Source organism: Actinomadura sp. 9N215, assembly GCF_044326345.1.
Classification (GTDB): domain Bacteria; phylum Actinomycetota; class Actinomycetes; order Streptosporangiales; family Streptosporangiaceae; genus Spirillospora.
Genome location: NZ_JBIRBA010000012.1, coordinates 215,713 through 239,245, shown reverse-complemented (window position 1 = coordinate 239,245; position 23,533 = coordinate 215,713). Strand labels below are relative to the sequence as shown.

Annotated in this window: 19 protein-coding genes; 7 read left to right on the top strand and 12 right to left on the bottom strand. The window is 72.5% G+C overall.

Annotated features, from left to right (window positions below):
* Positions 1-22 precede the first annotated feature (22 nt).
* Complete coding sequence (locus ACH34T_RS21685; protein WP_395994004.1) at positions 23-1,183, bottom strand: acyltransferase family protein; 1,161 nt, start codon at positions 1,181-1,183, stop codon at positions 23-25.
* A 266-nt stretch (positions 1,184-1,449) separates the two neighbouring features.
* Between ACH34T_RS21685 and ACH34T_RS21680 the strand changes: the two genes are divergently transcribed.
* The gene (locus tag ACH34T_RS21680) at positions 1,450-2,220 is read left to right on the top strand and encodes an SGNH/GDSL hydrolase family protein (protein ID WP_395994003.1); all 771 of its coding nucleotides are present in this window, start codon (positions 1,450-1,452) and stop codon (positions 2,218-2,220) included.
* Between the two features lie 30 nt (positions 2,221-2,250).
* On the opposite strand, the gene egtD is transcribed toward ACH34T_RS21680, so the two are convergent.
* From egtD to egtA, 4 genes are read right to left on the bottom strand one after another with little or no spacing between them, the layout of a single operon-like run.
* Positions 2,251-3,207 (bottom strand): L-histidine N(alpha)-methyltransferase, encoded by a 957-nt coding sequence (gene egtD, locus ACH34T_RS21675; protein WP_395994002.1) that lies wholly within the window; start codon positions 3,205-3,207, stop codon positions 2,251-2,253.
* A gap of 20 nt (positions 3,208-3,227) precedes the next feature.
* Positions 3,228-3,962, bottom strand: coding sequence for an ergothioneine biosynthesis protein EgtC (egtC, locus tag ACH34T_RS21670; protein ID WP_395994001.1), 735 nt, complete (start codon positions 3,960-3,962; stop codon positions 3,228-3,230).
* Positions 3,963-5,309 (bottom strand): ergothioneine biosynthesis protein EgtB, encoded by a 1,347-nt coding sequence (egtB, locus tag ACH34T_RS21665; protein ID WP_395994000.1) that lies wholly within the window; start codon positions 5,307-5,309, stop codon positions 3,963-3,965. It lies immediately after the preceding gene.
* On the bottom strand, positions 5,297-6,562 hold the full coding sequence (egtA, locus tag ACH34T_RS21660; protein ID WP_395993999.1) for an ergothioneine biosynthesis glutamate--cysteine ligase EgtA: 1,266 nt from the start codon (positions 6,560-6,562) through the stop codon (positions 5,297-5,299). The genes egtB and egtA overlap by 13 nt, the downstream gene beginning before the upstream one ends.
* 244 nt (positions 6,563-6,806) lie before the next feature.
* On the opposite strand from egtA, the gene ACH34T_RS21655 reads away from it, so the two are divergent.
* The gene (locus tag ACH34T_RS21655; RefSeq protein WP_395993998.1) at positions 6,807-8,105 is read left to right on the top strand and encodes an RNA polymerase sigma factor; all 1,299 of its coding nucleotides are present in this window, start codon (positions 6,807-6,809) and stop codon (positions 8,103-8,105) included.
* Between the two features lie 34 nt (positions 8,106-8,139).
* On the opposite strand, the gene ACH34T_RS21650 is transcribed toward ACH34T_RS21655, so the two are convergent.
* Positions 8,140-9,759: an MFS transporter gene (locus ACH34T_RS21650; protein ID WP_395993997.1), complete on the bottom strand. Its 1,620-nt coding sequence runs from the start codon at positions 9,757-9,759 to the stop codon at positions 8,140-8,142.
* 175 nt (positions 9,760-9,934) lie between these two features.
* Between ACH34T_RS21650 and ACH34T_RS21645 the strand changes: the two genes are divergently transcribed.
* Both ACH34T_RS21645 and ACH34T_RS21640 read left to right on the top strand, forming a co-directional pair.
* Positions 9,935-10,600 (top strand): TetR family transcriptional regulator, encoded by a 666-nt coding sequence (locus ACH34T_RS21645; RefSeq protein WP_395993996.1) that lies wholly within the window; start codon positions 9,935-9,937, stop codon positions 10,598-10,600.
* 31 nt (positions 10,601-10,631) lie between these two features.
* Positions 10,632-12,185 carry a glutamate decarboxylase gene (locus ACH34T_RS21640; RefSeq protein ID WP_395993995.1) on the top strand — a complete coding sequence of 518 codons (1,554 nt, stop codon included), beginning with the start codon at positions 10,632-10,634 and terminating at the stop codon, positions 12,183-12,185.
* On the opposite strand, the gene ACH34T_RS21635 is transcribed toward ACH34T_RS21640, so the two are convergent.
* Positions 12,159-13,331 carry an acyl-CoA dehydrogenase family protein gene (locus tag ACH34T_RS21635; RefSeq protein ID WP_395993994.1) on the bottom strand — a complete coding sequence of 391 codons (1,173 nt, stop codon included), beginning with the start codon at positions 13,329-13,331 and terminating at the stop codon, positions 12,159-12,161. The genes ACH34T_RS21640 and ACH34T_RS21635 overlap by 27 nt on opposite strands.
* A 40-nt stretch (positions 13,332-13,371) precedes the next feature.
* Positions 13,372-14,484 carry an acyl-CoA dehydrogenase family protein gene (locus ACH34T_RS21630; protein WP_395993993.1) on the bottom strand — a complete coding sequence of 371 codons (1,113 nt, stop codon included), beginning with the start codon at positions 14,482-14,484 and terminating at the stop codon, positions 13,372-13,374.
* 168 nt (positions 14,485-14,652) lie between these two features.
* Here ACH34T_RS21630 and ACH34T_RS21625 point away from each other — a divergent pair, with 168 nt between their 5' ends.
* The 3 genes from ACH34T_RS21625 (at position 14,653) to ACH34T_RS21615 (ending at position 17,425) form a co-directional block, all read left to right on the top strand.
* On the top strand, positions 14,653-15,297 hold the full coding sequence (locus ACH34T_RS21625) for a TetR family transcriptional regulator (RefSeq protein ID WP_395993992.1): 645 nt from the start codon (positions 14,653-14,655) through the stop codon (positions 15,295-15,297).
* A 196-nt stretch (positions 15,298-15,493) separates the two neighbouring features.
* Positions 15,494-16,933 (top strand): S1 family peptidase, encoded by a 1,440-nt coding sequence (locus ACH34T_RS21620; protein ID WP_395993991.1) that lies wholly within the window; start codon positions 15,494-15,496, stop codon positions 16,931-16,933.
* Between the two features lie 258 nt (positions 16,934-17,191).
* Complete coding sequence (locus ACH34T_RS21615; protein ID WP_187412408.1) at positions 17,192-17,425, top strand: DUF397 domain-containing protein; 234 nt, start codon at positions 17,192-17,194, stop codon at positions 17,423-17,425.
* Positions 17,426-17,482: 57 nt separating this feature from the next.
* Here the strand turns inward: ACH34T_RS21615 and alc are convergent, their stop codons facing one another.
* Genes alc through ACH34T_RS21595 form a run of 4 tightly spaced genes read right to left on the bottom strand, consistent with a single transcriptional unit; the run spans position 17,483 to position 23,532 of the window.
* Positions 17,483-18,499, bottom strand: coding sequence for an allantoicase (gene alc / locus ACH34T_RS21610; RefSeq protein WP_395993990.1), 1,017 nt, complete (start codon positions 18,497-18,499; stop codon positions 17,483-17,485).
* Positions 18,496-19,803: an allantoinase AllB gene (allB, locus tag ACH34T_RS21605; protein ID WP_395993989.1), complete on the bottom strand. Its 1,308-nt coding sequence runs from the start codon at positions 19,801-19,803 to the stop codon at positions 18,496-18,498. The genes alc and allB overlap by 4 nt, the downstream gene beginning before the upstream one ends.
* Position 19,804: 1 nt before the next feature.
* Positions 19,805-22,141, bottom strand: a complete 2,337-nt coding sequence (locus ACH34T_RS21600; RefSeq protein ID WP_395993988.1) for a molybdopterin cofactor-binding domain-containing protein — start codon at positions 22,139-22,141, stop codon at positions 19,805-19,807.
* Positions 22,141-23,532, bottom strand: coding sequence for an 8-oxoguanine deaminase (locus ACH34T_RS21595; RefSeq protein WP_395994042.1), 1,392 nt, complete (start codon positions 23,530-23,532; stop codon positions 22,141-22,143). The genes ACH34T_RS21600 and ACH34T_RS21595 overlap by 1 nt, the downstream gene beginning before the upstream one ends.
* Position 23,533: the final 1 nt, after the last annotated feature.

Below are 23,533 nucleotides of genomic sequence, written 5' to 3'. Positions count from 1 at the left end.
GCGCCTTTCGCCGGACGCAGGTTCACCTGGGGGCGGCGGGGGTCGCCTCGGCCGGGGTGCGATCGGGAGGCTCGGCGCCGTTGAGGCCGGCGCCGCCGCGTCCACCCCGATCGCCGCGGCCGACCAACCTGGTCACCGGGTCGGAAGCCCGCATCGGCTCCAGCGCCGCGAGCAGGCGCCTGCGCATCCAGGCGGCGCCCGGACGTTCGACCAGCCGGTGCACGGCGTACGCCGCCAGCAGGGACGCGCCGATGACGACCGCGAGCGCCGCCCACCTGTTGAGCTCCGGGTACACCGCGTCCAGCAGGGGCAGCGCCAGCTGCGAGTGGACGAGATACAGCGGATACGTGAGCGCCCCGAGAACCGTCAGCCCCCGCCACCGCACCCACTTCAGCTTGCCCGTCGCGACCAGGGCCATCACGGCGAAGATGCCGGTGATGACGACGCTGACCACCACCTCGTTGGCGTCGTGGAAGGCGTGCGCCGCGCGCCAGGCGCCCCAGCGCAGCGCCAGCAGGTACGCGACGGCCACGTATCCCCAGAGCAGCAGCGTCGGCCCGAACCTGTGGATCATGAAGAGCGCCATGCCCGCGATGAAGTACGGGCTCCACGTCGGCACCAGCATCACCTGGAGCAGCTTGTTCCCGGCCTCGTCCGCGAACAGGCCGCCGAACAGCCAGGCCGCCATGAAGATCAGGCAGGAGCGGTACGTGATGCCGATGCCCGCGAGGACGGCGGCGAGAACGTAGAAATGCAGTTCGACCCAGAGCGTCCAGTAGACGGCGTCCACATTCCGGATGCCGACCCCGCCCTGCAGCATCGTCAGGTTCGGCAGCACCAGTCCGGGAATGCCGTTCCCCTGCCGGAACAGGGCGTAGACGGCCGCGCCGAGCAGCACGCTCACCCAGTACGCGGGCATCAGCCGCACCAGCCGGGATATCCCGAACTCCCCCGGCCCGCGGCCCCACACGCTCATCAGGATCACGAATCCGCTGATGACGAAGAAGAGGTCGACGCCGAGATAGCCGAAACGGGCGATCGGCGCGAGCTCCGGGAACACTTCCCGCGCCGGGTCCGGCCACGCTCCGTCACCCCAGAAACCGGTGAAGTGGAACAGCACCACCGCCAGTGCGGCCAGGAAGCGCAGGAGATCTAGTTCGCGGAGCCGTTCCCGTCCAGTCACCGCGGAACCCTTTCGGCGCAAGGTTTCCCGCCCCGAGCCGGAAGGTGAACGGCAGATGTAGGCGAGGCCGCGATTCCCTCCGCGATTACACAGCGCGATTACTCCGAAACGGACCCGCCACACCGTCCGGACCCGCCACGATTCCAGTGCCGGATCAGTAAGATGCCAGGCGACCCCCGAGACTTTGATGCTCCCCCCGGACGACTGATGTTCTTTGACAATCTGCTGGGCTTGGAAGAATCGTCCTGGACGATGGGCGGTTCTCGATGACCTCTCGCCGCGCCCGGCGCGGCGCGGCGACTCTCGTGCTGTGCCTGGGCCTTTCGGCGGCGCTGGCCGCGACGGGCTGTTCCGCGTTCCGGAGCTCGGTGCACCGGCAGGCCGCGGCGGACGGCCCGGGCAAGCGCGACGAGCAGGAACGCCCGCAGAGCCCGCCCGTGGTGATGTTCCTCGGCGACAGCTACACGGTCGGCGAGCGGGGCGTCGAGCCGGAGGAGACGTTCGCGTCCGCCGCGGCGCGGCTGCTCGGCTGGCAGGTCGTCGTCGGCGGCCGCGCGGGCGCGGGGTTCGTCAAGACGAGCGGCGGCGCCGCGTACCTCGGCCTGTTCGAGCGCCAGTTCGGCTGGCGTCCCGCGCCCGACCTGCTGATCGTGTCCGGCGGCCACAACGACTGGCGCGTCCCGGCGCCGCAGGTCGCGGCGGCCGCGCATCTGCTGATCGAGCGGGCGAGGCAGCGCTGGCCCGGCACGCACATCGTGCTGATGGGCCCGCTGTGGGGGTCGGCGACGCCGGTGCAGGGCGCGGTCTCCGTCCGGGACGCGCTGCAGGGCCTCGCCGGGCAGCTCGGCGTCCCGTTCGTCGACCCCATCGGCGAGCGGTGGATCACCGGCGACCGGCAGTCGAACACGGGCAACGCCGCCCAGTACATCAAGCGGGACCGCACCCACCCGAGCCCGGCGGGCCACCGCTACGTGGCGACCCGCCTGGTCTCGGACCTGACGCGGTTCGGCCTCGCCCACCCCGTCCGCAAGTCCTAGCCGCGCCCTGGGCGCAGCCGCCGCCCGGGTCTACCCGAGCGCGGGGCGGGCGAGGGTGAGGGAGAAGTCGGCGGCCGCGTCCGTCCAGAACGCGGCGAGCTCCATCCCGGCGGCGCCGAGTTCGGCTTCGAGGCGTTCGCGGCGGAACTTGGCGGAGATCTCGGTGCGCAGTTCCTCCCCGGCCGCGAACGCCACCTCCAGGTCGAGGCCGCGGACGCGGACGTCCTGGTCGCGGGTGGAGCGGAGCCGCATCTCGATCCACTCCTCCGCCCCGTCCCAGACGGCGACGTGCTCGAACGCGGCCGGGTCGAAGTCGGCGTCCAGCTCCCGGTTGATGACGCGCAGGACGTTGCGGTTGAACTCGGCGGTGACCCCGGCCGCGTCGTCGTAGGCGCGGACGAGCCGGACCGGGTCCTTGACGAGGTCGGCGCCGAGCAGCAGGAAGTCGCCGTCGGACATGGCGGCGCGGAGGCCGCCGAGGAACCCGATCCTGGCGTCGGGCGGCATGTTGCCGATCGTCCCGCCGAGGAACGCGATCAGGCGGCGCTCGCCGCCGGGCAGCAGGTGCAGGTGCTGCTCGTAGTCGGCGACGACGGTCCGGACGGCCAGGCCCGGATGGTCGGCCGCGATGCCCGCCGCCGCCTCCTCCAGGAAGTCGCCGCTGACGTCCACCGGCACGTACGAGCGGAGCGTGCCGGCGAGGGCGTCGAGCAGCAGCCGGGTCTTCTCCCCCGATCCCGCGCCGAGCTCCAGCAGCGTCCGCGCGCCGGTGGCGGCGGCGATCTCGGGCGCCCGCGCGACGAGGATCTCCCGCTCGCGGCGCGTCGGGTAGTACTCGTCCAGCTTCGTGATCTCCTCGAAGAGCGCGCTGCCGCGCTCGTCGTAGAACCACTTGGGCGGCAGGGTCTTGGGCGTGCCGGCTAGCCCGTCCCGGACGTCCCGGCGGAGCGTCTTGGCGAGGTCGTCGGCGGTCAGGAACCGGTCCACGTGGTTCTCCCTCAGCGAATTCAGAGCGGGTCTATGCGGACGCCGGACGCGAGACCGGCGGTGACGAGCGAGCGGTCGGGGACGCGCGTCCAGCGGGGGTCGTCGTCGAGCGGCTCGGACGAGACCCGGATCTCGTCCTCGCCCTCGCGGACGAACAGCGAGTCGCCCCAGGTCGTGGCGGCCAGGGACGTCCCGTCGGAGGCGAGCAGGTTGTAGCGGCCCGGCGCGAACGCGGTGACCGCGCCGACGACGGCGGCCAGGCCATCGCCCAGCGGAAGGCCCTCCCGCCAGTACCGGACGGCGAGCGCGAACAGCGGCGCGGAGTCGACGGGGGCGCGGGCCTCGGTCACCCCGACCCCGTCTCCGGCCAGGTCGCGGAGCTTGGACTCGACGCCGCCGTAGTCCTCGATCTTGCCGTTGTGGCTGAACAGCCACGTCCCGGCGCGGAACGGCTGCGCGCACGACTCGTCCACGGGGAACCCGTCCGTCGCCGACCGGATCGCCGCGACCGCGCACGACGTCCGTACGGCCCCGGCGACCTCACGGAACGATTGGTCGGTCCAGATGGGCTGGGCACGGCGGAACCGGACGGCGGAACCGTCCTGGTACCAGCCGACGCCGAACCCGTCGGCGTTGAGCAGGTTCCCTTGCGTCATGCGTGGCGCGTACGCCTGGGTCTCCAGCGAGTACTCGCCGTCGTAGACGAGGGTGTGCAGTGTCTGTTTGGGCCCTAGGTAGCCCAGGTGGCGGCACATTCAGGCCCCCTCCCGTAGGGTTCGTGCGCAGCGGAAGCCGGAGAAGATCTGTCTGCGGATGGGGTAGTCCCAGTTGCGGAACGATCCGCGTATGGCGAGCGGGTGCGTCGCCCACGAACCGCCGCGCAGGACCTTGTACTCGGGGCCGAAGAAGACCTCCGAGTACTCCTTGTAGGGGAACGACCGGAAGCCTGGGTAGCCGTGAAAGTCGGACGACGTCCATTCCCACACGTCGCCCAGCATCCGCCTGACCCCGTACGCGGACGCACCCGACGCGTACGAGCCGCTCTCCGACGGACGGAGCATTTGCTGACCGAGGTTGGCGCGGCCTTCGGCGTAGTGCTCGCCCCACGGGTATGTGCGGGAGCGCTGCGCGGCGGGATCCCAGCGCGCGGCCTTCTCCCACTCGGCCTCGGTCGGGAGGCGTTTGCCCGCCCAGCGCGCGTAGGCGTCCGCCTCGTACCAGGACACGTGCTGGACGGGCTCGCCGGGCGGGACGGGCTCCGTCCGTCCGAACCGGCGGCGCAGCCACTGCCCGCCTTCACGGGACCAGAACGCGGGGGCGCGTTTGCCGCCGCTGGTACGCCATTCCCATCCGGCGGGGTCCCAGAAGCGCGGGTCGTCGTATCCGCCGGCTTCGATGAAGGCGAGATAGGCGGCGTTGGTCACCGGCTCTACGTCGATGTAGTACGCGGGGACGTCCACCATGTGCGCCGGACGCTCATTGTCGTACGCCCACGGATTGTCGGACGTGCCCATCTGGAATGGACCGGCGTCGATCAGCACCTCGTCCGTTCCGGGGCGGTCGGCACCGTTCCCCAAGGGCTCGGCCAAGGGGTCGAGTAGCGCGGGGGCGCCTTTGCGTAGCTGGTGGGTGGCCAGCATGGTCTCGTCGTGCATGTGCTCGTGCTGGACGACCATCCCGTACACGAACCCGCCGGACGTCAGCGGATTCGCCGTGTCGAACCGCACCGCCGACAGCGAGTCGAGCACCTTGGCGCGAACCGTCTGAATGTAGGAACGCGCCTCGTCCGGCGACAGGAGGGGCAGCGACGGCCGTTCCGCACGCGGATGCTCGAACGCGTCGTACAGGTCGTCTATCTCGGGGCGCATAGCGTCGATGCCCGCCGCCGCGCGCAGCAGCCACAGCTCCTCGTAGTTGCCGACGTGCGCGAGGTCCCAGACGAGCGGCGACATCAGCGGCGACACCTGGCCGGTGAGGTCTGCCTCGGCGAGGACGTGGGTGGTGAGGCCGAAGCTGCGGTCCCGTACCGCCTCCAGCTCGGTGGCGATCAGTTCCTTCAGGTCGTCCTCGGCGATCGAGCCGGGGGCGCTCACCGGGGCCATGTCGTGACCTCCTCTTCCGACGGCGGTAACGGGGACGGCGGGGACGGTGACGGTGATGGGGACGGTGAGGGGGACGGGGACGGCGGGTCGTCGGCGGGGCTGCGTCCGCGCTCTACGTACCGGCGGGCGTACTCCTCGACCAGCGGGACCAGCCCGGACGCGCCGAGCCGTGGCAGCGCGTCCAGCGCCGCGGCGAAGCAGGCCCGCGCGGCGGCGGCCATGGACGCGTCGGACAGCCCGCACCGGGCGGCGTCCGCCCACCGGTGCGCCACCGGCTCGGCCGCCGCCTCCGCCGCGCTCGACGCGGCCGGGTCGTCCAGCAGCGCGGTCGCGACGGCGACGGGGACGGGCCAGTACGGCCCGGGCAGCGCGTCGATCATGCGCAGTTCCAGCCAGCCGCGCGGCCGGACGGGCGGGAACAGCGTGGTCAGGTGATAGGTGAGGTCCTCTTCGTCGGGCTCGCCCTTGGCCAGCCACTCCATGAAGGACATCCCCGGGCCGGTGACCCACTCGTCGTCCGCGGTGTGGAGGAGCATGACGCGGGCGTCGAGCGCGTACCGCGTCCATGCCTCGGCGGGGTCGGCGTCCGCGCCGTCCCGCAGGACGGGCAGGGTGCGGCAGGGGTCGAGCTCGGTCCAGATGCCCTGCCTGGACGAGCGCATCCCGGTGCGGCGTCCGGCGCGCAGCGGCGAGTTCGCGAACGCGGCGACCAGCACCGGGCCGAGCGAGTGGGCGAGCCGCCAGCGCCGGGACGCGTCCGGGTCGTCGGCCCCGATGTCCAGGTTGACCTGGACGGACGCGGTCGAGCACATCATCGCGAGCCCCGCGTCGGGGAAGCCGCCTGAGCAGAAGTAGTCCCGCATGCAGGCGTAGCGCGGATGGACGGCCTGGAACCTCGGCCGCCGGACGGGGTCGACGCCGTGCCCGGCGAGCGCGAGGCCCTCGGGGGCGAGCGCGTCCCGCACGTGCGCGATGTCGGCGCCGAGGGCCGCGCACAGGTCGGCGAGCTTCCCGAACGGCGCGGAGCTGAGCTCGACCTGCCCGCCGGGCTCGTAGGTCACCCTGCTCCCGCCGGACGGCGGGCCCGCGTCAGCGACGAGGGCGCGCACCCGGTCGCCGGGGACGTGGGCGGCGGGATCGGCGGCGTCGACGACGAGCCACTCCGTCTCCGCGCCGACCGTCCCGGGCGGGCCCGTCTTGAAGCAGACGCCGCGAATGTGCTGGTAGACATCGTCCACAGTCATCCGGGTCACGATCACTCCCCACGAAATCCGATAGCGAGTTCGGGACCTTCCCTGCTTAACCGGATCAGAAATCCGACGAATTTCGTGAACTTCCTTAAATCTCCATGAACGTCACTGTCCGCATGCGCCTCGGTTACCTTCCGTGCTATTCGACGTTTCCCCCAATCCCTGACTTCTCAGACATTGACCGGAGGCGCTAGAGTCCCGTCAGCCAGGTTGTGTGGACAGGGTGTGGGCAGGGACGGGAGACCGCATGCGCGGTGACATGGACGCGCTCTACGACGCGCACGCCGACCGCCTGTACGCGTACTGCTGGTCGCTCGTCGGCGACCGCCAGGCCGCCGCCGCCGTCGGCGACACGTTCACCGCCGCCGTGCACCATCCGCCGCGCGGCGACCGGGTGCTCTGGCTGTACTCGCTGTCCCGGACGGCCTGCTCCGAGCGCGGCGCGTTCACCGGAACCGCCTCCGGGACGGGAACCGGCATCGGCAATGCGGCGGGCCCGGGCGGCGCACCGCTGTTCACCGGCTCCGACCCGCTGCTGCGCGCCGCCGGCGGGCTGCGCGCCGACCATCGCGAGGTGCTGCTGCTGTGGGCGGGCGAATGGCTCGAACCCCATGACGTCGCCCTCGTCCTCGGCATCGCGCCGGACACGGTCGCGCAGCTGCTCAACGCCGCCCGGACGCGGCTGGAACGCGCCGTCCTCGACACCCTCATGCGCGGGACGACCGAGCCCCGCCTCGACCTCATCTCCGCCTTCGAGAAGGGCCGGCTGCCGCAGCTCCTCGCCCGCCGCGCGCCGGCGCGGGCGCCCGGCTGGCTGCGCGAGCCGGTCCTCGCCGCCTGCGCGGAGGAGACCACCCGGCCGCTGCCGAGCATCGTCGCGCCGAGCCCGCTCGTGGTGATCGGCGCGGAGCGGGCCCGCTCCGGCGACGGCCGCCCGCGGAACGGCCGGAACGGCCGGGACGCCAGGAACGGCCTGGACGGCCCGCGGCGCGGCCTGTCCGGCGGCATGTCCAAGGGGCTCGGCGCGGCGGCGGGCGTCGCGGCGTCCACCGCGGCGGTCATCGGCCTGCTCGCCTCCTGGCCGTCGGGCAAGGACGGCGGGTCGAACTCGCTGATCCCGACGGCGAGCAACGCCCAGACGAACCCGGCGTCCGCGGGCACCGGCGGCGGCCCGCAGAACCCGATGTCCGGCGTCACCGGGTCCGAGCGCGTGCCGAGCGGCACGCCGGGCTCCCCGGACGACCCGCACCCGAACGCCGACCCGCGCCGGGACCGCGGCGTCCCCGGCGCCACGGCCTCGCCCACGAAGTCCCCGTCCGAGGAGCCGACCGGGGACAGGGAGCCGACCGGCACTCCGGCCGACCCGACCACTCCCCCGGGCGACCCGACGGACCCGCCGACGGACCCGCCCACGGAGACGCCGACGGACCCGCCGACGGATCCTCCGACAGACCCGCCGACGGATCCGCCGACCGAAGACCCGGGGACGTCCAGCCCCAGCCCGACGACCAACCCGGCCCCGTCTCCGGACGCGGGCCAGGGCTGACCCGCCGGAGCGGCACCCCCGTCAAACCGAGGCGTCACGCAGCGGCAGCGCCGTCGACCGGGGTGCTGCCGCGCCGGACCAGCAGCGCCGCGAAGATCGCGACGAGCGCGACCGCACCGGCGACGGTCAGCGCGTTCTGGAAGCCGTCCATGAACGCGAGGTGGCTCCCCGTGGTGATGGCCTCCGCGGCCGGTTCCGGAGTGCCGGGCGGGACGGGCGCGACCCCCTGCGACACGATGCCGCCCTGGCCAGCGAGCTGCTCCGCCGCGGGGCCGGGCACGCCCGCGCCCGTCAGGCGTCCGAACAGCACGTCGCCGACCTTGGTGGACAGCAGCACGCCCAGCACCGACGTCCCGAGGACGCCGCCGAGCTGCGCGGCCGTCTGCTGGAGCCCGCCCGCGACGCCGGCGAGGTGCGCGGGCGCGTTGCCGACGATGGCCTCGGTCCCGGCGACGATCACCATCCCGAACGCCAGCCCGACCAGCACGAACCACGGCCACAGCTCGATGTAGGGGGCGTCCACCCCGATGCGGGACAGCCCGAACATCGCGGCCGCGGTGAACGCCATGCCGAGCACGAGCGGCAGCCTCGGACCGTACCGGCTGGTCAGCGCGCCCGCCAGCGGGGACGCGAAGATGAACACGCCGGTCATCGGCAGCATCCGGACGCCGGCGTCCACCGGGCTCATGCCGTGCACCTGCTGCAGGTAGAGGGTGATGAAGAAGACCGTCCCGAACATCCCGAAGAAGCCGAGGACGATCAGCCCGGTCGCCGCCGACAGCGACACCGACCGGAACAGCCCGAGCGGCAGCAGCGGCTTCTCGACCCGCAGCTCGTTCCAGACGAACGCGGCGAACAGCACGACCGACACGGCGAACGACACCAGCGGGACCGAGTCCCCGAAGCCGTCCTCACCGGCCTTGATCAGGCCCCAGACCAGCGCGAACAGCGCGCCGGAGAGCAGCGCGACGCCGGGCAGGTCGAACGAGCCGACGGACTTCTCGTCCTTGGACTCGCGGATCACCCACAGGCCGACGAGGAGCGCGACGACGCCGAGCGGGGCGTTCAGGAAGAACACCGACTCCCAGTTGACGTTCTCGACGAGCACGCCGGCGACGATCGGGCCGCCCGCGATGGAGATGCCGACCGTGGAGCCCCAGACGCCGATGGCGGCGTTGAGCTTGTTGGCGGGGAACGTGTTGCGCAGGATGGCGAGGCTGGCCGGTTGCAGGAGCGCCCCCGCGAAGCCCTGCACGACGCGCCAGAAGATCACCATCCCGAGGCCGCCGGACAGGCCGATCAGGACCGAGGAGATGGCGAACCCGATGACGCCCGCGAGGAACGTCCGCTTGCGGCCGAACCGGTCGGCGATCTTCCCGGCCGGGATCAGCGTGACGGCGAGCGTCAGCAGGTAGGCGTTGGTGACCCACTGGAGCCCGGACAGGCTGGCGCCGAGGTCCTTGGCGATCGCGGGGTTGGCGATGGACACGACGGTCGCGTCCAGGCCGACCATCATCACGCCGAGCGCGACGGCGACGAGCGTGAGCCAGGGATGGCCGTGCCCGGCCCTGGCCGGACGGCCCCGCGCACGGTCGCGCGGCGGTGTGTGGACGGCGCCCGGTTCGAGTGTCTCGGCGCCCTGGGGCTGAGTCATCGGCGACCTTTCCAAGTGGCATGTCGGCAGGCTTCGATGTGACGAAGACATCAAACTGTCACAAGATGACACTTGTCGTCAAATGCCTCTCGTCGTCCTGCGACATGATTCATATCACGACATTCGTTACCCGCTGACGCTTGGCTGGGGATCGCCGGGTGGTTAAACTTCGCCCATGACCGCGACCGCCCCCGAGACCGGCGCCGCCTGCATCGGGTCACAGCCCCCGGGCAGGCGCGAGCGCAAGAAGCAGCGCACCCGCGAGGCGCTCGTCGACGCCGCGTTCGCCCTCTTCGCCGAGAAGGGCTTCGACGCCACGACCGTCGAGGAGATCGCCGACGCCGTGGACGTCTCGTCCCGCACGTTCTTCCGCTACTTCGCCTCGAAAGAGGACGTCGCGCTCACCTTCCAGGAAGAGCAGACCCACGCCGTCATGTCGGCGCTCGCCGCGCGCCCCGCGGACGAGCCGATCATGACGGCGCTGCGCCGCACCGTGGTGGAGATCGCCCGCGCCTGCGAGCGCGGCGAGCTCGGCTTCGACCCCGAGCGGTTCACCTGCATGTTCGAGATGATGAGCCAGAGCCCCACGCTCATGGCGGGCAGCCTGGAGCACGCGCAGAAGAAGCAGGCGCTGCTGACCGACGTCATCGCCAGGCGGCTCGGCGTCGACCCCGCCACCGACCTGCGCCCGCACGTCATCGCCGGCGTCGCGACCTGCGGTTTCCAGGCCGCCACCGACGCCCTCCGCCGCTACCCCGGCGCGTTCGGCTCGATCTCCGAGACCATCGACCACGCCTTCGACATCCTGGAGAACGGCCTCAACGAGCCTCCCCGCGGCTGACGCCCGCGGGCCCCGTTCCGTGTGGGACGCGATGCCGCGGGTATCGCGTGCGCAGCCGGGGACGTCCCGGCCTGGCGGGCAGGACGGCGCCGGCGAGGCGGAGGAGGTCGGCGGCATGGCGCTCAAGCATCCCCGCCGCGGCGGGCGCGGCGGGCGGGACCTGGAGGTCAACCCGATCTTCAGCCGGGAGCCGCTGAAGGTCCCCCGGTACGCGCTGCCCGCCGGCGAGATGGAGCCGGGCACCGCGTACCAGATCGTCCACGACGAGCTGATGCTGGACGGCAACGCGCGCCTGAACCTGGCCACGTTCGTGTCGACGTGGGCGGAGCCGGAGGCGCTGCGGCTGATGTCCGAGTGCGCCGCCAAGAACATGATCGACAAGGACGAGTACCCGCGGACCGCCGAGCTGGAGCTGCGCTGCGTCCACATGCTCGCCCGCCTCTGGCACGCCGGCGACCCGCGCCGCGCCGTCGGCTGCTCCACGACCGGGTCGAGCGAGGCGGCGATGCTCGGCGGGCTCGCGCTCAAGCGGCGCTGGCGGAAGCGCCGCCGCGACGCGGGCGCCCCCGCCGACCGGCCGAACCTGGTCATGGGCGTCAACGTGCAGATCTGCTGGGAGAAGTTCGCCGACTACTTCGACGTCGAGCCCCGCTACGTGCCGATGGAGGGCGACCGCTTCCACCTCGGCGCGCGGGAGGCGGCCGAGCTGTGCGACGAGAACACGATCGGGGTCGTCGCCGTCCTCGGGTCCACGTTCGACGGCAGCTACGAGCCCGTCGCCGATATCGCGGCCGCGCTCGACGACCTGCAGCGGCGCACCGGCCTTGACGTCCCGATCCACGTGGACGGCGCGTCCGGCGCGATGGTCGCCCCCTTCCTCGACCCGGACCTGACCTGGGACTTCCGGCTGCCGAGGGTCGCGTCGATCAACACGTCCGGGCACAAGTACGGCCTGGTCATGCCCGGCGTCGGCTGGGCGCTGTGGCGGGACGAGGACGCACTCCCCGACGACCTGGTCTTCCACGTCAACTACCTCGGCGGGGACATGCCGACGTTCGCGCTGAACTTCTCCCGTCCCGGCGCGCAGGTCGTCGCCCAGTACTACACGTTCCTGCGGCTCGGCTTCGACGGGTACCGGCGCGTCCAGCGGACGTGCCGGGACGTCGCCACCCGCCTCGCTGCCGAGATCGGCGGCCTCGGCCCGTTCGAGACGCTCACCGACGGCGGCGAGCTCCCGGTGTTCGCGTTCCGGGTGCGGGACGACGCCGACCGGTTCACCGTCTTCGACGTGTCCGCGGCGCTGCGCGAGAGCGGCTGGCTGGTGCCCGCCTACACCTTCCCCGAGAACCGCACCGACCTGGCCGTGCTGCGCGTCGTGGTGCGCAACGGGTTCAGCCACGACCTCGCCGACCTGCTCCTGGACGACCTGCGCCGCGTCCTCCCCCGGCTCCGCGCGCAGGACGCGCCGCGTCGGCACGCCGCCGACGCCGACGCCGCGGGCTTCGCGCACGGCACCGAACCGAAGAAGGTGAGCGCCGAGCCGCGCAAGGCGCGGGGGTCAGCGCGGGGCTCGGGGCAGGCCTAGGCCGATCATCGCGATCAGCTCGCGCTGGATCTCGTTGACGCCGCCGCCGAACGTCAGCACGAGCGCGCCCTTCGCGAGCCGGTCGGCCGCCTCGGCGAACTCCGCGGTCTCCGGGTCGCCGGGGTCGCCGTGCCGGGCAAGGACGTCGCCGACGATCCGGCCGACCTCCTGCATCCGCTCCGAGGCGTAGATCTTGGTGGCGGACGCGTCCGGCGCGCCGAGCCAGCCGAGGTCCTGGTTCGCGGCGACCTGCCAGTTGAGCAGCTCGTTGACGCGCAGGTACGCGTACACGCGCGCGACCGCGCGGCGGACGGCGGGCGTCTCGATCAGCGGCCGTCCGTCCGGGCCGGCGGTGGTGCGGGCCCAGCGGTCGAACCGGACGTGGACGCGCCCGATGTTCCCGGCCGGTCCGAGCGTGACCCGCTCGTGGTTGAGCTGGCTGACGATGAGGTCCCAGCCCTTGTTCTCCTCGCCGATCAGCATGTCCGCCGGGACGCGGACGTCCTGGAAGTACGTCGCGTTGGTGTGGTGGCGGCCGTCCATCGTGATGATCGGCGTCCAGGAGAAGCCGGGGTCGGCGCAGTCGACGACGAACATCGAGATGCCCTTGTGCTTCTTCGCGTCCGGGTCGGTGCGGGCGGCGAGCCACACGTAGTCGGCGGTGTGCGCGGCGGACGTGAAAATCTTCTGGCCGTTGACGACGTAGTGGCCGCCGTCCCGGACGGCGGTGGTGCGCAGCGCGGCGAGGTCGGTGCCCGCGCCCGCTTCGCTGTAACCGACCGCGAAATGGCACTCCCCCGCGAGGATGCGCGGGATGAAGAACGCCTTCTGCGCGTCCGTCCCGTACTGGAGGATCGTCGGCGCGACGGAGTTCAGCGTGATCAGCGGATAGGTGACCTCGGCGCGGGCGATCTCGTTGGCGAAGATCGTCTGCTCGACCGGGCCGTAGCCGCGGCCGCCGTACTCCTCCGGCAGCGCGACGCCGAGCATCCCGTCGCGGCCGAGGCGGCGGCAGTGCGCCAGGTAGGCGGGGCCGAACGGGTCGTCCAGGATGGCGGCGCGCTGCTCCTCGTCCAGGCAGTTCTCGAAGTACTCGCGCAGTTCGGCGCGCAGCCTCTGCTGCTCGCCGGTCAGGTCGATGAACATCGCGCCCTGCCTTCTCGGATTCGGACGACGTCGATGAACGTCACGCCGCGCCTTTCTGGGCGAGAAGGTCGCCGAGCGCGTCGAGGCGGTCGTCCGCGCCGCCGAGCAGGTGCGCGCACTGCCTGCCCCAGGCGAAGTAGCGGTGCAGCGGGTACGTGACGTCCAGGCCGATGCCGCCGTGCAGGTGCTGGCAGGTGTACAGGGCCTCCACGACGGGGCCGCAGGCGTTGTAGGCGGCGACCGCGAGGACCTCGTCGGTGTCCGCGGCGCCTTCGGCGAGACGCCACACGCCCGCCCAGACGGCCACGTCCAGCGCGCGCTTGGCGATGTAGACGTCGCCGATCTGCATGGTGACGGCCTGGAACTGCGCGAGGACGCGGTCGAACTGCTCGCGCGTCCCGACGTACTCCCTGGTCAGCTCCAGCGCGCCGTCGATCACGCCGGACGCGACCGCCACCGCTCCGGCGACGGCGGTGCGGCGCAGGGTGTCCCAGGTGACGCCGTCCGCGGTGCCGCCGAGCAGGGCGTCCGGGCCGACGCGGGCGCCGTCGAGCGCGACGCGCGACAGCGGCTCGGTCGTCGCGGACGGCTGCCGTGTGATCGTCACGGCGGACGGCTCCACGAGGAAGACCCCGATGCCGTCGTCCTCGACGCGTGCGGGGATCAGGATGCGCGACGCCTCCCGCGCGTACGGCACGAACGTCTTCACCCCGTCGAGGACGAAGCCGCCGCCGTCCCGCCGCGCCGTCGCCGTGACCTCTCCGACCGGGCCGACCTCGCGGTACGCGCCCGTCAGGACCGTCTCCCCAGCGGACAGCGGGCCGAGCAGCGCGCGCTGGGCGGCGGTGCCGTGCCGTCCGATCGGGACGGCGGCCAGCGCGAGCGACGCGTACAGCGGGACGGGCGCGACCTTCGCCCCCGCCTCCCGCAGGACGACGGCCAGTCCGACCGGCCCGAGCCCCGCGCCGCCGACCGTCTCCGGCAGGACGGCCCCGAGCAGCCCGGCCTGGGCGAGGGCCTTCCAGGTCGCGGCGTCGTACGGCGCGCCGCCCCGCTCGAACGCCGCCAGCCGGTCCCGCGCCGCCTCGCGGGCGAGCAGGCCGGCCGCGAGGTCCCGGAGCTCCCGCCGGGTCTCGTCGAGGTTGAAGTCCACCCATCCGCTCCCTTCCGGACAAAGCGAAAGTAGAACAGATTCTAGTCTGTGTCCAGGGGACGGCATCGGGCCACACGACCACGCTCAGCCGATCTGATAACACGTTCTTGTGAGGCCTGTATCCTTGGAGGACGCGCCGGGTGACCGACCGCAGAGAAGGGAACGACCGTGACCGCAGAGCCGACAGTGACCGGGGACGGGGCCCGGGGGCAGGCGGCCGGCCCCGCACGCCAGCCGGGGGTGCGCTCCCGCAACCAGCACCAGCGGCGCAAGCGTATCGTCCAGGCCGCCGCGGCGCTCGCGTCGCGCGGCGGCATCGAGGCGATGCAGATGCGCACCGTCTCCGAGCGGGCCGGAGTCGCCCTCGGCACCCTCTACCGCTACTTCCCGTCCAAGATGGACCTGGTCGTCGCCGTCGTCAGCGAGGAGCTCGACCTCCTCGAAGGCAGCATCGAGCGCCGCCCGCCGAGCGCCGGCGACCCGCCGCAGCGCGCCGTGGAGGTGCTGATGCGCGCGACCCGCGGGCTGATGCGCGAGCCCGAGCTGGCGGAGGCGCTGATCCGCTCGCTGCTGCTGTCGGACGTCAAGACCGACTTCGGCGACCGGATGACGGGCCTGCTCCTGCGCGCCGCGTCCGGCGGCCCGGACGAGCTCCCCGATGTCCCGGCCGACGATCCGCGCCGCCTCGTCGCCCGCGCGCTCGCCGGCATCTGGACCATGGAGATGATCGAGATGCTGCGCGGCAACGCCACCGCCGAGGAGATCCAGGCCCGGCTGGAGATCTCCGCCGCCCGCCTGCTCATCGACGCCTGACGCGCCCCGTCCCCCGCCCCCGCGCGGCCGCCGCCTCGCCGCGCCCGGCTGCCCACGCGGCGTGGTTCGAGTCGAATCGAATCAACATTGAAATACCACTTGGAAGCGATTTATTGCTGCGGGTTATGGGCCGCCTTACAGTCCCGGCATTGGGCGCCCACCTCTCCCAACCCCCACCCCCATTCAGGAGAGTCACATGGCCCGCAAACACCTGCTGCTGGGCATCACGGTCGGGACCTGCCTGGCCGCAGCGCTGGCGACCCCGGCGCTCGCGGACACGGCGTCCCCGGCCGCGCAGGCACACACCGCGGCAAAGGCGCCGCGGCCGCTGGGACCCGTCGGCAAGACCGCCGCCATCCAGAAGCGTCTCCGGATGTCGCTCGGATCCGAATTCGGCGGCGCCTGGGTGAAGAACGGCTCCCAGGTCGTCGTCGCCACCACCGACGCCTCCGCCGCCCCCGCGATCAAGGCGGCGGGCGCCGAACCGAAGGTGGTGAAATACAGCGAGAGTGAACTCGGCGGCGTGCTGACGAAGCTGAACCGGCACTCCCGATCGGCCGCGAAGTCGGTCACCTCCTGGTACGTCGACGCCGAGAGCAACACCGTCGTCGTCAACGCGTCCAGCGGGACGGCCGCGAAACGGTTCGTCAAGGCCAGCGGTGTGAACGCCGCGGCGGTCCGCATCGTCCACTCGGCGGCGAAGCCCCGCCTCGTCCACGACGTCATCGGCGGCGAGCGGTACTGGACGACCCAGTACGGCTGCTCCGTCGCGTTCTCCGTCACCGGTGGGTTCATCACCGCCGGGCACTGCGGCGACACCGGCGAGACGACGGAAGGCGCCAACCGGGTCGCGCAGGGCACGTTCGGCGGCTCCTCGTTCCCCGGCGACGACTACGCCTGGGTCGACACCAACAACCAGTGGACGCCCACCCCCAAGGTCAACAAGTACGACGGCACGTACGAGACGATCAGCGGCGCGACCGAGGCGCCCGTCGGCACCCGGGTGTGCAGGTCGGGCGGCACCACCAGCACGCAGATCTGGTGCGGCCCCATCCAGCAGCGGAACGCGACCGTCAACTACCCCGAGGGCACCGTCACCGGCCTGATCCGCGCCAACGTCTGCGCCGACCCCGGCGACTCCGGCGGCGCGCTGTTCACCCAGACGGGCGGGCAGGCGCAGGGCATCACGTCCGGCACGTCCGGCAGCTGCAACAACGGCCAGGACAGCAGCGACCAGACCTGGTTCCAGCCCGTCGGCGAGGTCCTGCAGATCCTCGCGCAGGACGGCCGTGAACTCGTCACCGAGGGCGGCGGCCCCGGTCCGGGCGCCTGCGACGGATACCAGACCAAGGTGACCGACTCGCTGACGTCCGGCGCCAGCGACTACCAGCCGAACGGGAACTACACCACGACGTCCACCGGCGCGCACACCGCGTGCCTCGACGGCCCTGACGGCGTCGACTTCGACGTCTACCTGCAGAAGCTGAACGGCAGCACCTGGCAGACCGTCGCCCAGTCGATCAGCCCGACGCCGGACGAGACCATCAACTACAACGGCGCCGCGGGCACCTACCGGTACCGCGTCCACGCCTACACCGGGACCGGCGAGTACACGTTCGGTTTCAGCAAGCCGTAACGGTCCGCCGTAGCAAGCCGTGAGATCTTCCCCGGCCGTTCTCTCCCCTTTGGACGGCCGGGGATGCTTTTTGACGGGACCGCGCCGTCCCTTGTCGCCGTCCGGCGGCCGGGGACGGGTTCCCGTGTGCCGTGCGCCCCTTCCCCAGTAGCCTGGATCCTCGACAAGCGCCAGGACGAACCCCGGCCGCTGCCAGGACGACCCCCGGTCGGCGCCGGGTCGAGCGGCCGGCCGGTTCCAGGATGAGAAGGTGTGCCAGTGACCGAGCAGGAACCGATCCTCAGCGACGGGGTCATCATCGAGTTCGTCGATGGCAAGGACGTCCCCGTCCAGCACAAGGACTTCGGTGAGCGGGCCGTCGTCATGCGTGACGCGAAGAACCCGGAGGGCCCCATCCTCTACTTCACCGAGGCCGAGTGGGACGCCTTCATCGCCGGCGTCAAGGACGGCGAGTTCGACGACCTCCTGGAGGACCCCACCGAGGCCCCCTGACCCCACGATGAGCATGCCCCCGGCGCCGACATGGCCGGGGGCATCGTCATGGAGCGGCTAGGGGCGGGTGAGGGCGCGCCATCGGGCCAGGAGGTCCTGTTCGGTGTCCGGGGCCAGGTCGCCGAGGAGGCGGAGCCTGGCGACGCCGCCGTCCGGGTGGATGTCGAGGCGGACGCTGGTGACCTCGGGCGTCGAGAGCCGGAAGCGGTGCCGGGTGTCGGGCTGGAGGCGGGTCCGCGGAATCAGGGTCCAGGACGGCGCCCGGTCGCCGGGCGGACGGCGGTCGTCGAAGCCGGTCAGCGCGAACTCGGCGGGGGCGTTGAACTTGAGGTTCGCGGTGTCGATCTCGGCGAACCTGATCACGCCCGGGGCGGCGAGGCGGATCAGGGCCCAGTCGTGGCCGTCGTCGCGGCGCCGCGCCGTCTCCCAGCCTTCGGCCTGGTTTCGCGCCAGCCCCGGGAACAGCATGTTGTCCGGCGAGGAGTAGAACATGTCGGAGCATTCGACGACGCGGGCGCCGTTCTCCAGGGCGGCGAGGTCGACGGTCAGCCCGGTCAGGAACTCGGGGTTCGGGACGACATGCCCGTGGACGCGGAGCCGCGCGATGCCGCCGTCCGGGAACATGGCCAGCCGGACGTGGGTGAACACGCGGCCGGGCTCGGCGGCGGCGAACTCGTGGGCGGCGTCCCCTCCGAGGGGGCTCTTGGGGACGATCTCGACCCAGTCGGCGTCCTCCAGCTCGGCGGGCGACGGATGGCCGTCGGCGAAGCACGCCTCCACGGACGCGTACGGCGGGAAGTTGCCCTTGAACCACGCGGTGTCGATGACGACGCCGAGGATCCTGCCCGGAAGGCCGAGGCGGATCAGCGCCCAGTCGTGTCCCTGGTCGCGGCGGCGCGCGGTCTCCCAGCCGTCGTACTCCTGCCCCTTGGGGCCGAACGTCTCCGGCCGGAACGCGGGGGCCCACGGGTTGAGGAGATTCTCCTTCGCCGCGAACGACTCGTCGCTCGCCGCCATCACCGAGCCCCCGAGGGTGCGGACGGCCAGATCGGGCAATGCAGTGAAGTCGGTCATGGCGCTTCCGGTCGGCTGAGCAGGCGTCCGGCGGGCGCGTCCGTCGCGGGGACTCCGCGCAGCCAGGTGGACTGGACGATCCCGGTCAGCGTCCGGCCCTCGTAGGGGGTGACGGGATGGCGGTGGTGAAGGGCGGCGGGATCGACGGTGAAGGTCGCGGCCGCGTCGAACGCGACGAGGTCGGCGTCGTTCCCCACGCTGATCCCGCCCTTGCCGGGGATGCGGGCGAGGGCGGCGGGGCCCTCCGACATCCAGCGGATGACGTCGTGCAGGCCGTGGCCGCGTGCTCGGGCCTCCGTCCAGACGGCGGGCAGCCCCAGCTGGAGGGACGAGATCCCGCCCCACGCGGTGGCGAAGTCGCCGCGCTTCAGCTCGGGCGTGCAGGGCGAATGGTCGGTGACGACGCAGGAGACGACGCCCGAGGCCAGGCCCTGCCAGAGCAGTTCGCGGTTGGCGGCGTCACGGATGGGCGGGCAGCATTTGTGCGCCGGGCTCCGGGCGTCCTCGCCGCAGAAGGTGAGGTAGTGCGGGCAGGTCTCGGCGGTGACCGGCAGGCCGTCGGCCTGCGCCTTCGCGAGGACGTCCAGGCAGTCGGCGGCGGACAGGTGCAGGATGTGGGCCCGGACGCCCGTCTCCTCCGCCAGCCCGACGACCCGCTCCACCGCGAGACGTTCGGCCGACGCCGGACGGGACGCCAGGAACTCCGCGTACCCGCCGCCGGACGGCGCCGTCAGCGACCCCGGGTCCTCCGCGTGGACGATGACCAGCCCGCCGAACGAGGCGATCTCCCGGAACGCCGCCCGCATCTCCCCGACCGCGAGCGGCGGGAACTCCGGGACGCCGGAATCGGACGTGAAGCACTTGAAGCCGAACACGCCGAGGTCGTGCAGCGGGCGCAGCGAGGCGAGGTTGCCGGGGACGGCGCCGCCCCAGAACCCGACGTCCACCGCGCACGCGCCCTCCGCCGCCTCGCGTTTCGCCGCCAGCGCGGCCGGGTCGACGGTCGGCGGAAGCGAGTTGAGCGGCATGTCGACGAGCGTGGTGACGCCGCCCGACGCGGCGGCGCGGGTCGCGGTGGCGAAGCCCTCCCATTCGGTGCGGCCCGGCTCGTTGACGTGCACATGGGTGTCGACGAGGCCGGGCAGCAGCGCGACGCCGTCCAGGTCGATCGACTCCCGGGCGGCGGGCGGGTCGGCGGCGTAGGGGGAGATCGCGGCGATCCGGCCGGCGCGGACGGAGACGGCGGCGGGCCGCTCCCCGTCCGGCAGGACGGCCCGGCGGGACCTGATCACGAGATCGTCCACGTCACGCCCCCCGGACGATGTGCTCCGGCCGGACGGGCACGCGCGTCAGCGCCCGGCCCGTCGCGTCGCGGATCGCGGCGACGATCGCGGGCGTGGACGACAGCGTCGGCGGCTCGCCCGCCCCGCGCAGCCCGTACGGCGCCTCCGGGTCGGGGTTCTCCAGGATGTCGAGCCGCATCGGCGGCATGTCGAGGATCGTGGGGATCAGGTAGTCGGTGAAGGACGGGTTCCGGACGACGCCGTCCGCCACGACGATCTCCTCCATCACCGCGAGGCCGAGGCCCTGCGCGGACCCGCCGTGGATCTGCCCCTCCACGCCGATCCGGTTGATGATCTTGCCGACGTCCTGGACGGCGGCGAGCTCGACGACCTTGACGAGCCCGAGGTCCGTGTCCACGTCCACGACGGCGCGGTGGACGCACAGGGCGAGCTGCGTGTGGCTGCGTCCCTGCCCGGTGACCGGGTCCATCGCGGCGGTGGGCCGGTGGCGGTACTCGCGGGTCTCCTCGATGACGGCGTCGCCGAGGACGTCCTCGACCGTGCCGAGCACGCCGTCCGCCCGTGAGACGATCTTCCCGCCGGCCACGGCGAGGTCGGTGCGGTCGGTGCGGTCGAAACGCCGGGCGGCGAGCGCGAGGAGCTCGGCGCGGACCGCCTCGCAGGCCGTCTTGACCGCGCCGCCCGACATGTACGACTGGCGCGACGCGCTGGACGAGCCCGCGTCGCCGACCCGGTTGTCGGCGGGCGCGATCGTGACCCGCTGGACGCCCAGCTCCGTCCGCGCGATCTGCGCCTGGATCGTGACGAGACCCTGCCCGACCTCCGCCGCCGCGGTGTGCACCAGCGCGGTCGCCTCGCCGCCGATGACCTCCAGCCGGACACGCGCCGTCGAATAGTCGTCGAACCCCTCGGAGAAGCAGATGTTCTTGATGCCGACGCCGTACCCGACGCCCCGCACGACGCCCTCGCCGTGCGTCGTCTGCGACACCCCGCCCGGCAGGTTCCGCAGGTCGGACGGGTCGAGCGGCGGCGGCATCGGCGTCGCGTCCAGCCGGGCCAGCATCCCGGCGAGCGGCGCCGGGGACTCGATGACCTGCCCGGTCGCGAGCTTGGAGCCCTGCGAGACGGCGTTGCGGCGGCGGATCTCGAGCGGGCCGAGCCCGCAGGCCGCGCCGAGCCTGTCCATCATCGACTCGTAGGCGAAGCACGCCTGGACGGCCCCGAACCCCCGCATCGCGCCGCACGGCGGGTTGTTCGTGTAGACGCCGTACGCGTCGATCCTGATGTTGGGGATCTCGTACGGGCCGACGCCCAGGGACGCCGCGTTCCCGACGACGTTCTTCGTGGACGAGGTGTACGCGCCGCCGTCCAGGACGATCTCGACGTCGGCGTAGAGGAGCCGTCCGTCCGCCGTGGCGCCGTACTCGTACCGCATCAGCGCGGGATGCCGGTGGACGTGCCCGAAGAACGACTCGTACCGGTTGTACGACATCTTCACCGGCTTGCCGGTGTGCAGCGCCAGCATCGCGGCGTGGATCTGCATCGACAGGTCCTCGCGCCCGCCGAACGCGCCGCCGACCCCGGCGAGCGTCATGTGGACCTGGTCGTCGGCGAGGCCGAGGCACGGCGCGATCTGCTTGAGGTCGTTGTGGATCCACTGCGTGGAGACGTACAGGTCGACGCCGCCGTCGTCGGACGGGATCGCCAGCCCGGACTCCGGCCCGAGGAACGCCTGGTCCTGGATGCCGACCTCGTATTCGCCCGCGACGACTACCTGCGCCACGACCTTCGCGGCGGCCACGTCGCCGACGCGGACGGGCTGGTACCGGGTGATGCCGCCGAGCCCCTGGACCTTCAGCCCCTCCGGATCGGCGATCACGGCGCGCGGGTCGGTGATCGGCTCCAGCACCTCGTAGCCGACGATGATCTTCGCGAGGGCGCGGCGGGCCGTCTCGGGGTGGTCGGCGGCGACGAGCGCGACCGGCTCGCCCTGGTGCCTGACCTGGTCGATCGCGAGGACGGGCTGGTCCTCGACGTGGTCGATGCCGAACATCTTCCGGCCGGGCACGTCCTCGTGGGTGAGGACGGCGCGGACGCCGGGCGTCGCGACCGCCGCGCCGATATCGATCGACCTGATCAGCGCCCGGGGGTGCGGGCTGCGGAGCGTCGCGCCCCAGAGCATCCCGTCCATCCACAGGTCGGACGCGTACGCGAACTCCCCGGCGACCTTGAGCGTCCCGTCCGGGCGGAGCGGGCTCTCGCCCACGCCGCCCAGCCCCGGGGCCGTCACATGACCCGGGCTCTTCACGGGCGCTTCCCGGTTCTGCGGTGACGCCATCAGAGCACCTCCTCCGCGAGCCTCATCAGCCGGTGGTGGGCGGCGGCCCCGCGGCGGCCGGCCTCGTCCTGCGGGACGGTGACGAGCGTGTCGTCGTCGACGACCGTCCGCCCGCCGACGAGCAGGCGCTGCAGCGGCGGCGTCTGACCGAACGCGAACGCGACGACGGGGTCGTCGACGGCGGCGTGGAAGCCGTCCACCCGCCACAGCGCGATGTCGGCGAGCTTGCCCGGTTCGAGGGAGCCGAGCTCGTCCTCGCGGCCGAGGCAGCGGGCCCCGCCGAGCGTCGCCATCTCCAGCGCCTGCCGTGCGGTCAGCGCGGTCGGGCCGTACCGGGCGCGCTGCAGGTAGATCGCCTGGCGCAGCTCCCCCGCGAGCGGGACGAGCTCCGCCGACGCCGGGCCGTCCACGCCCAGGCCGACCGTCGCGCCCTCCGCGAGGAGGCGCGACACGCGGGCGATCCCGGCGCCGAGGCGGGCGTTGGAGCTGGGGCAGTGCGCCGTCCCCGTGCGGGTCTCGGCGAGCCGCTTGACGTCGGTGTCGTGCAGGTGGACGCAGTGCGCGAGCCACACGTCGGGGCCGAGCCAGCCGATCGAGTCCATGTACTCGGCCGGGGTCATGCCGAACTGCTCCCTCGTGTGCTCCTCCTCGTCCAGCGTCTCGGCCAGGTGGGTGTGGAGCCGCACGCCCTTGTCGCGCGCCAGCTCCGCGGACTTCAGCAGGAGTTCCCGCGTGACGGTGAACGGCGAGCAGGGGGCCACGGCGACGCGCAGCATCGAGCCGGGCGACGGGTCGTGATACCGGTCGATCGCGGCCTCGGTCTCGGCGATGATCGTGTCGAGGTCCTCGACCACCTCGTCCGGCGGCAGCCCGCCCTGCGACTCGCCCCGGTCCATCGAGCCCCGGCACGGATGGAACCGGACGCCGATCTCCCGCGCCGCCTCGACCTCCGCGGCGAACAGGTCACCGCGCCCCTTCGGGAACAGGTAGTGGTGGTCGGTGGACGTGGTGCAGCCCGACTTGGCGAGCCACCCGAGACCCGCCGTCGCCGCACCGGCCACGACCTCGGCGTCCATCTTCGACCACGGCTTGTAGAGCGTCGTCAGCCAGTCGAACAGGGTGCTGTCGACGGCCAGGCCCTGGCTCGCCCACTGGTAGAGGTGGTGGTGCGTGTTGATCAGGCCGGGGGTGGCGAGGCATCCGGCGGCGTCGATCCGTTCGGTGTCGCGGGTGGACGCGGACCCGGACGCGGACGCGGACGCGGACGCGGACGCGGATGCGGGCTCGGGTGCCTTTCCGGGGCCGACGGCCGTGATGCGGTCGCCGTCGACGACGATGTGGCCGTCCGGATATTCGGCGCCCGAGACCGTGACGACATGCGCGTTCTCGATG

Bases quoted from the DNA above. Each gene is read 5' to 3' on its own strand.
- ACH34T_RS21645 (WP_395993996.1), top strand. From the start codon at position 9,935: ATGACCGCGACCGCCCCCGAGACCGGCGCCGCCTGCATCGGGTCACAG.
- egtC (WP_395994001.1), bottom strand. From the start codon at position 3,962: ATGTGCCGCCACCTGGGCTACCTAGGGCCCAAACAGACACTGCACACC.
- alc (WP_395993990.1), bottom strand. From the start codon at position 18,499: ATGACCGACTTCACTGCATTGCCCGATCTGGCCGTCCGCACCCTCGGG.
- ACH34T_RS21640 (WP_395993995.1), top strand. From the start codon at position 10,632: ATGCCGCGGGTATCGCGTGCGCAGCCGGGGACGTCCCGGCCTGGCGGG.
- ACH34T_RS21635 (WP_395993994.1), bottom strand. From the start codon at position 13,331: ATGTTCATCGACCTGACCGGCGAGCAGCAGAGGCTGCGCGCCGAACTG.
- ACH34T_RS21600 (WP_395993988.1), bottom strand. From the start codon at position 22,141: ATGGCGTCACCGCAGAACCGGGAAGCGCCCGTGAAGAGCCCGGGTCAT.
- ACH34T_RS21620 (WP_395993991.1), top strand. From the start codon at position 15,494: ATGGCCCGCAAACACCTGCTGCTGGGCATCACGGTCGGGACCTGCCTG.
- ACH34T_RS21655 (WP_395993998.1), top strand. From the start codon at position 6,807: ATGCGCGGTGACATGGACGCGCTCTACGACGCGCACGCCGACCGCCTG.
- egtB (WP_395994000.1), bottom strand. From the start codon at position 5,309: ATGGCCCCGGTGAGCGCCCCCGGCTCGATCGCCGAGGACGACCTGAAG.
- ACH34T_RS21680 (WP_395994003.1), top strand. From the start codon at position 1,450: ATGACCTCTCGCCGCGCCCGGCGCGGCGCGGCGACTCTCGTGCTGTGC.
- ACH34T_RS21650 (WP_395993997.1), bottom strand. From the start codon at position 9,759: ATGACTCAGCCCCAGGGCGCCGAGACACTCGAACCGGGCGCCGTCCAC.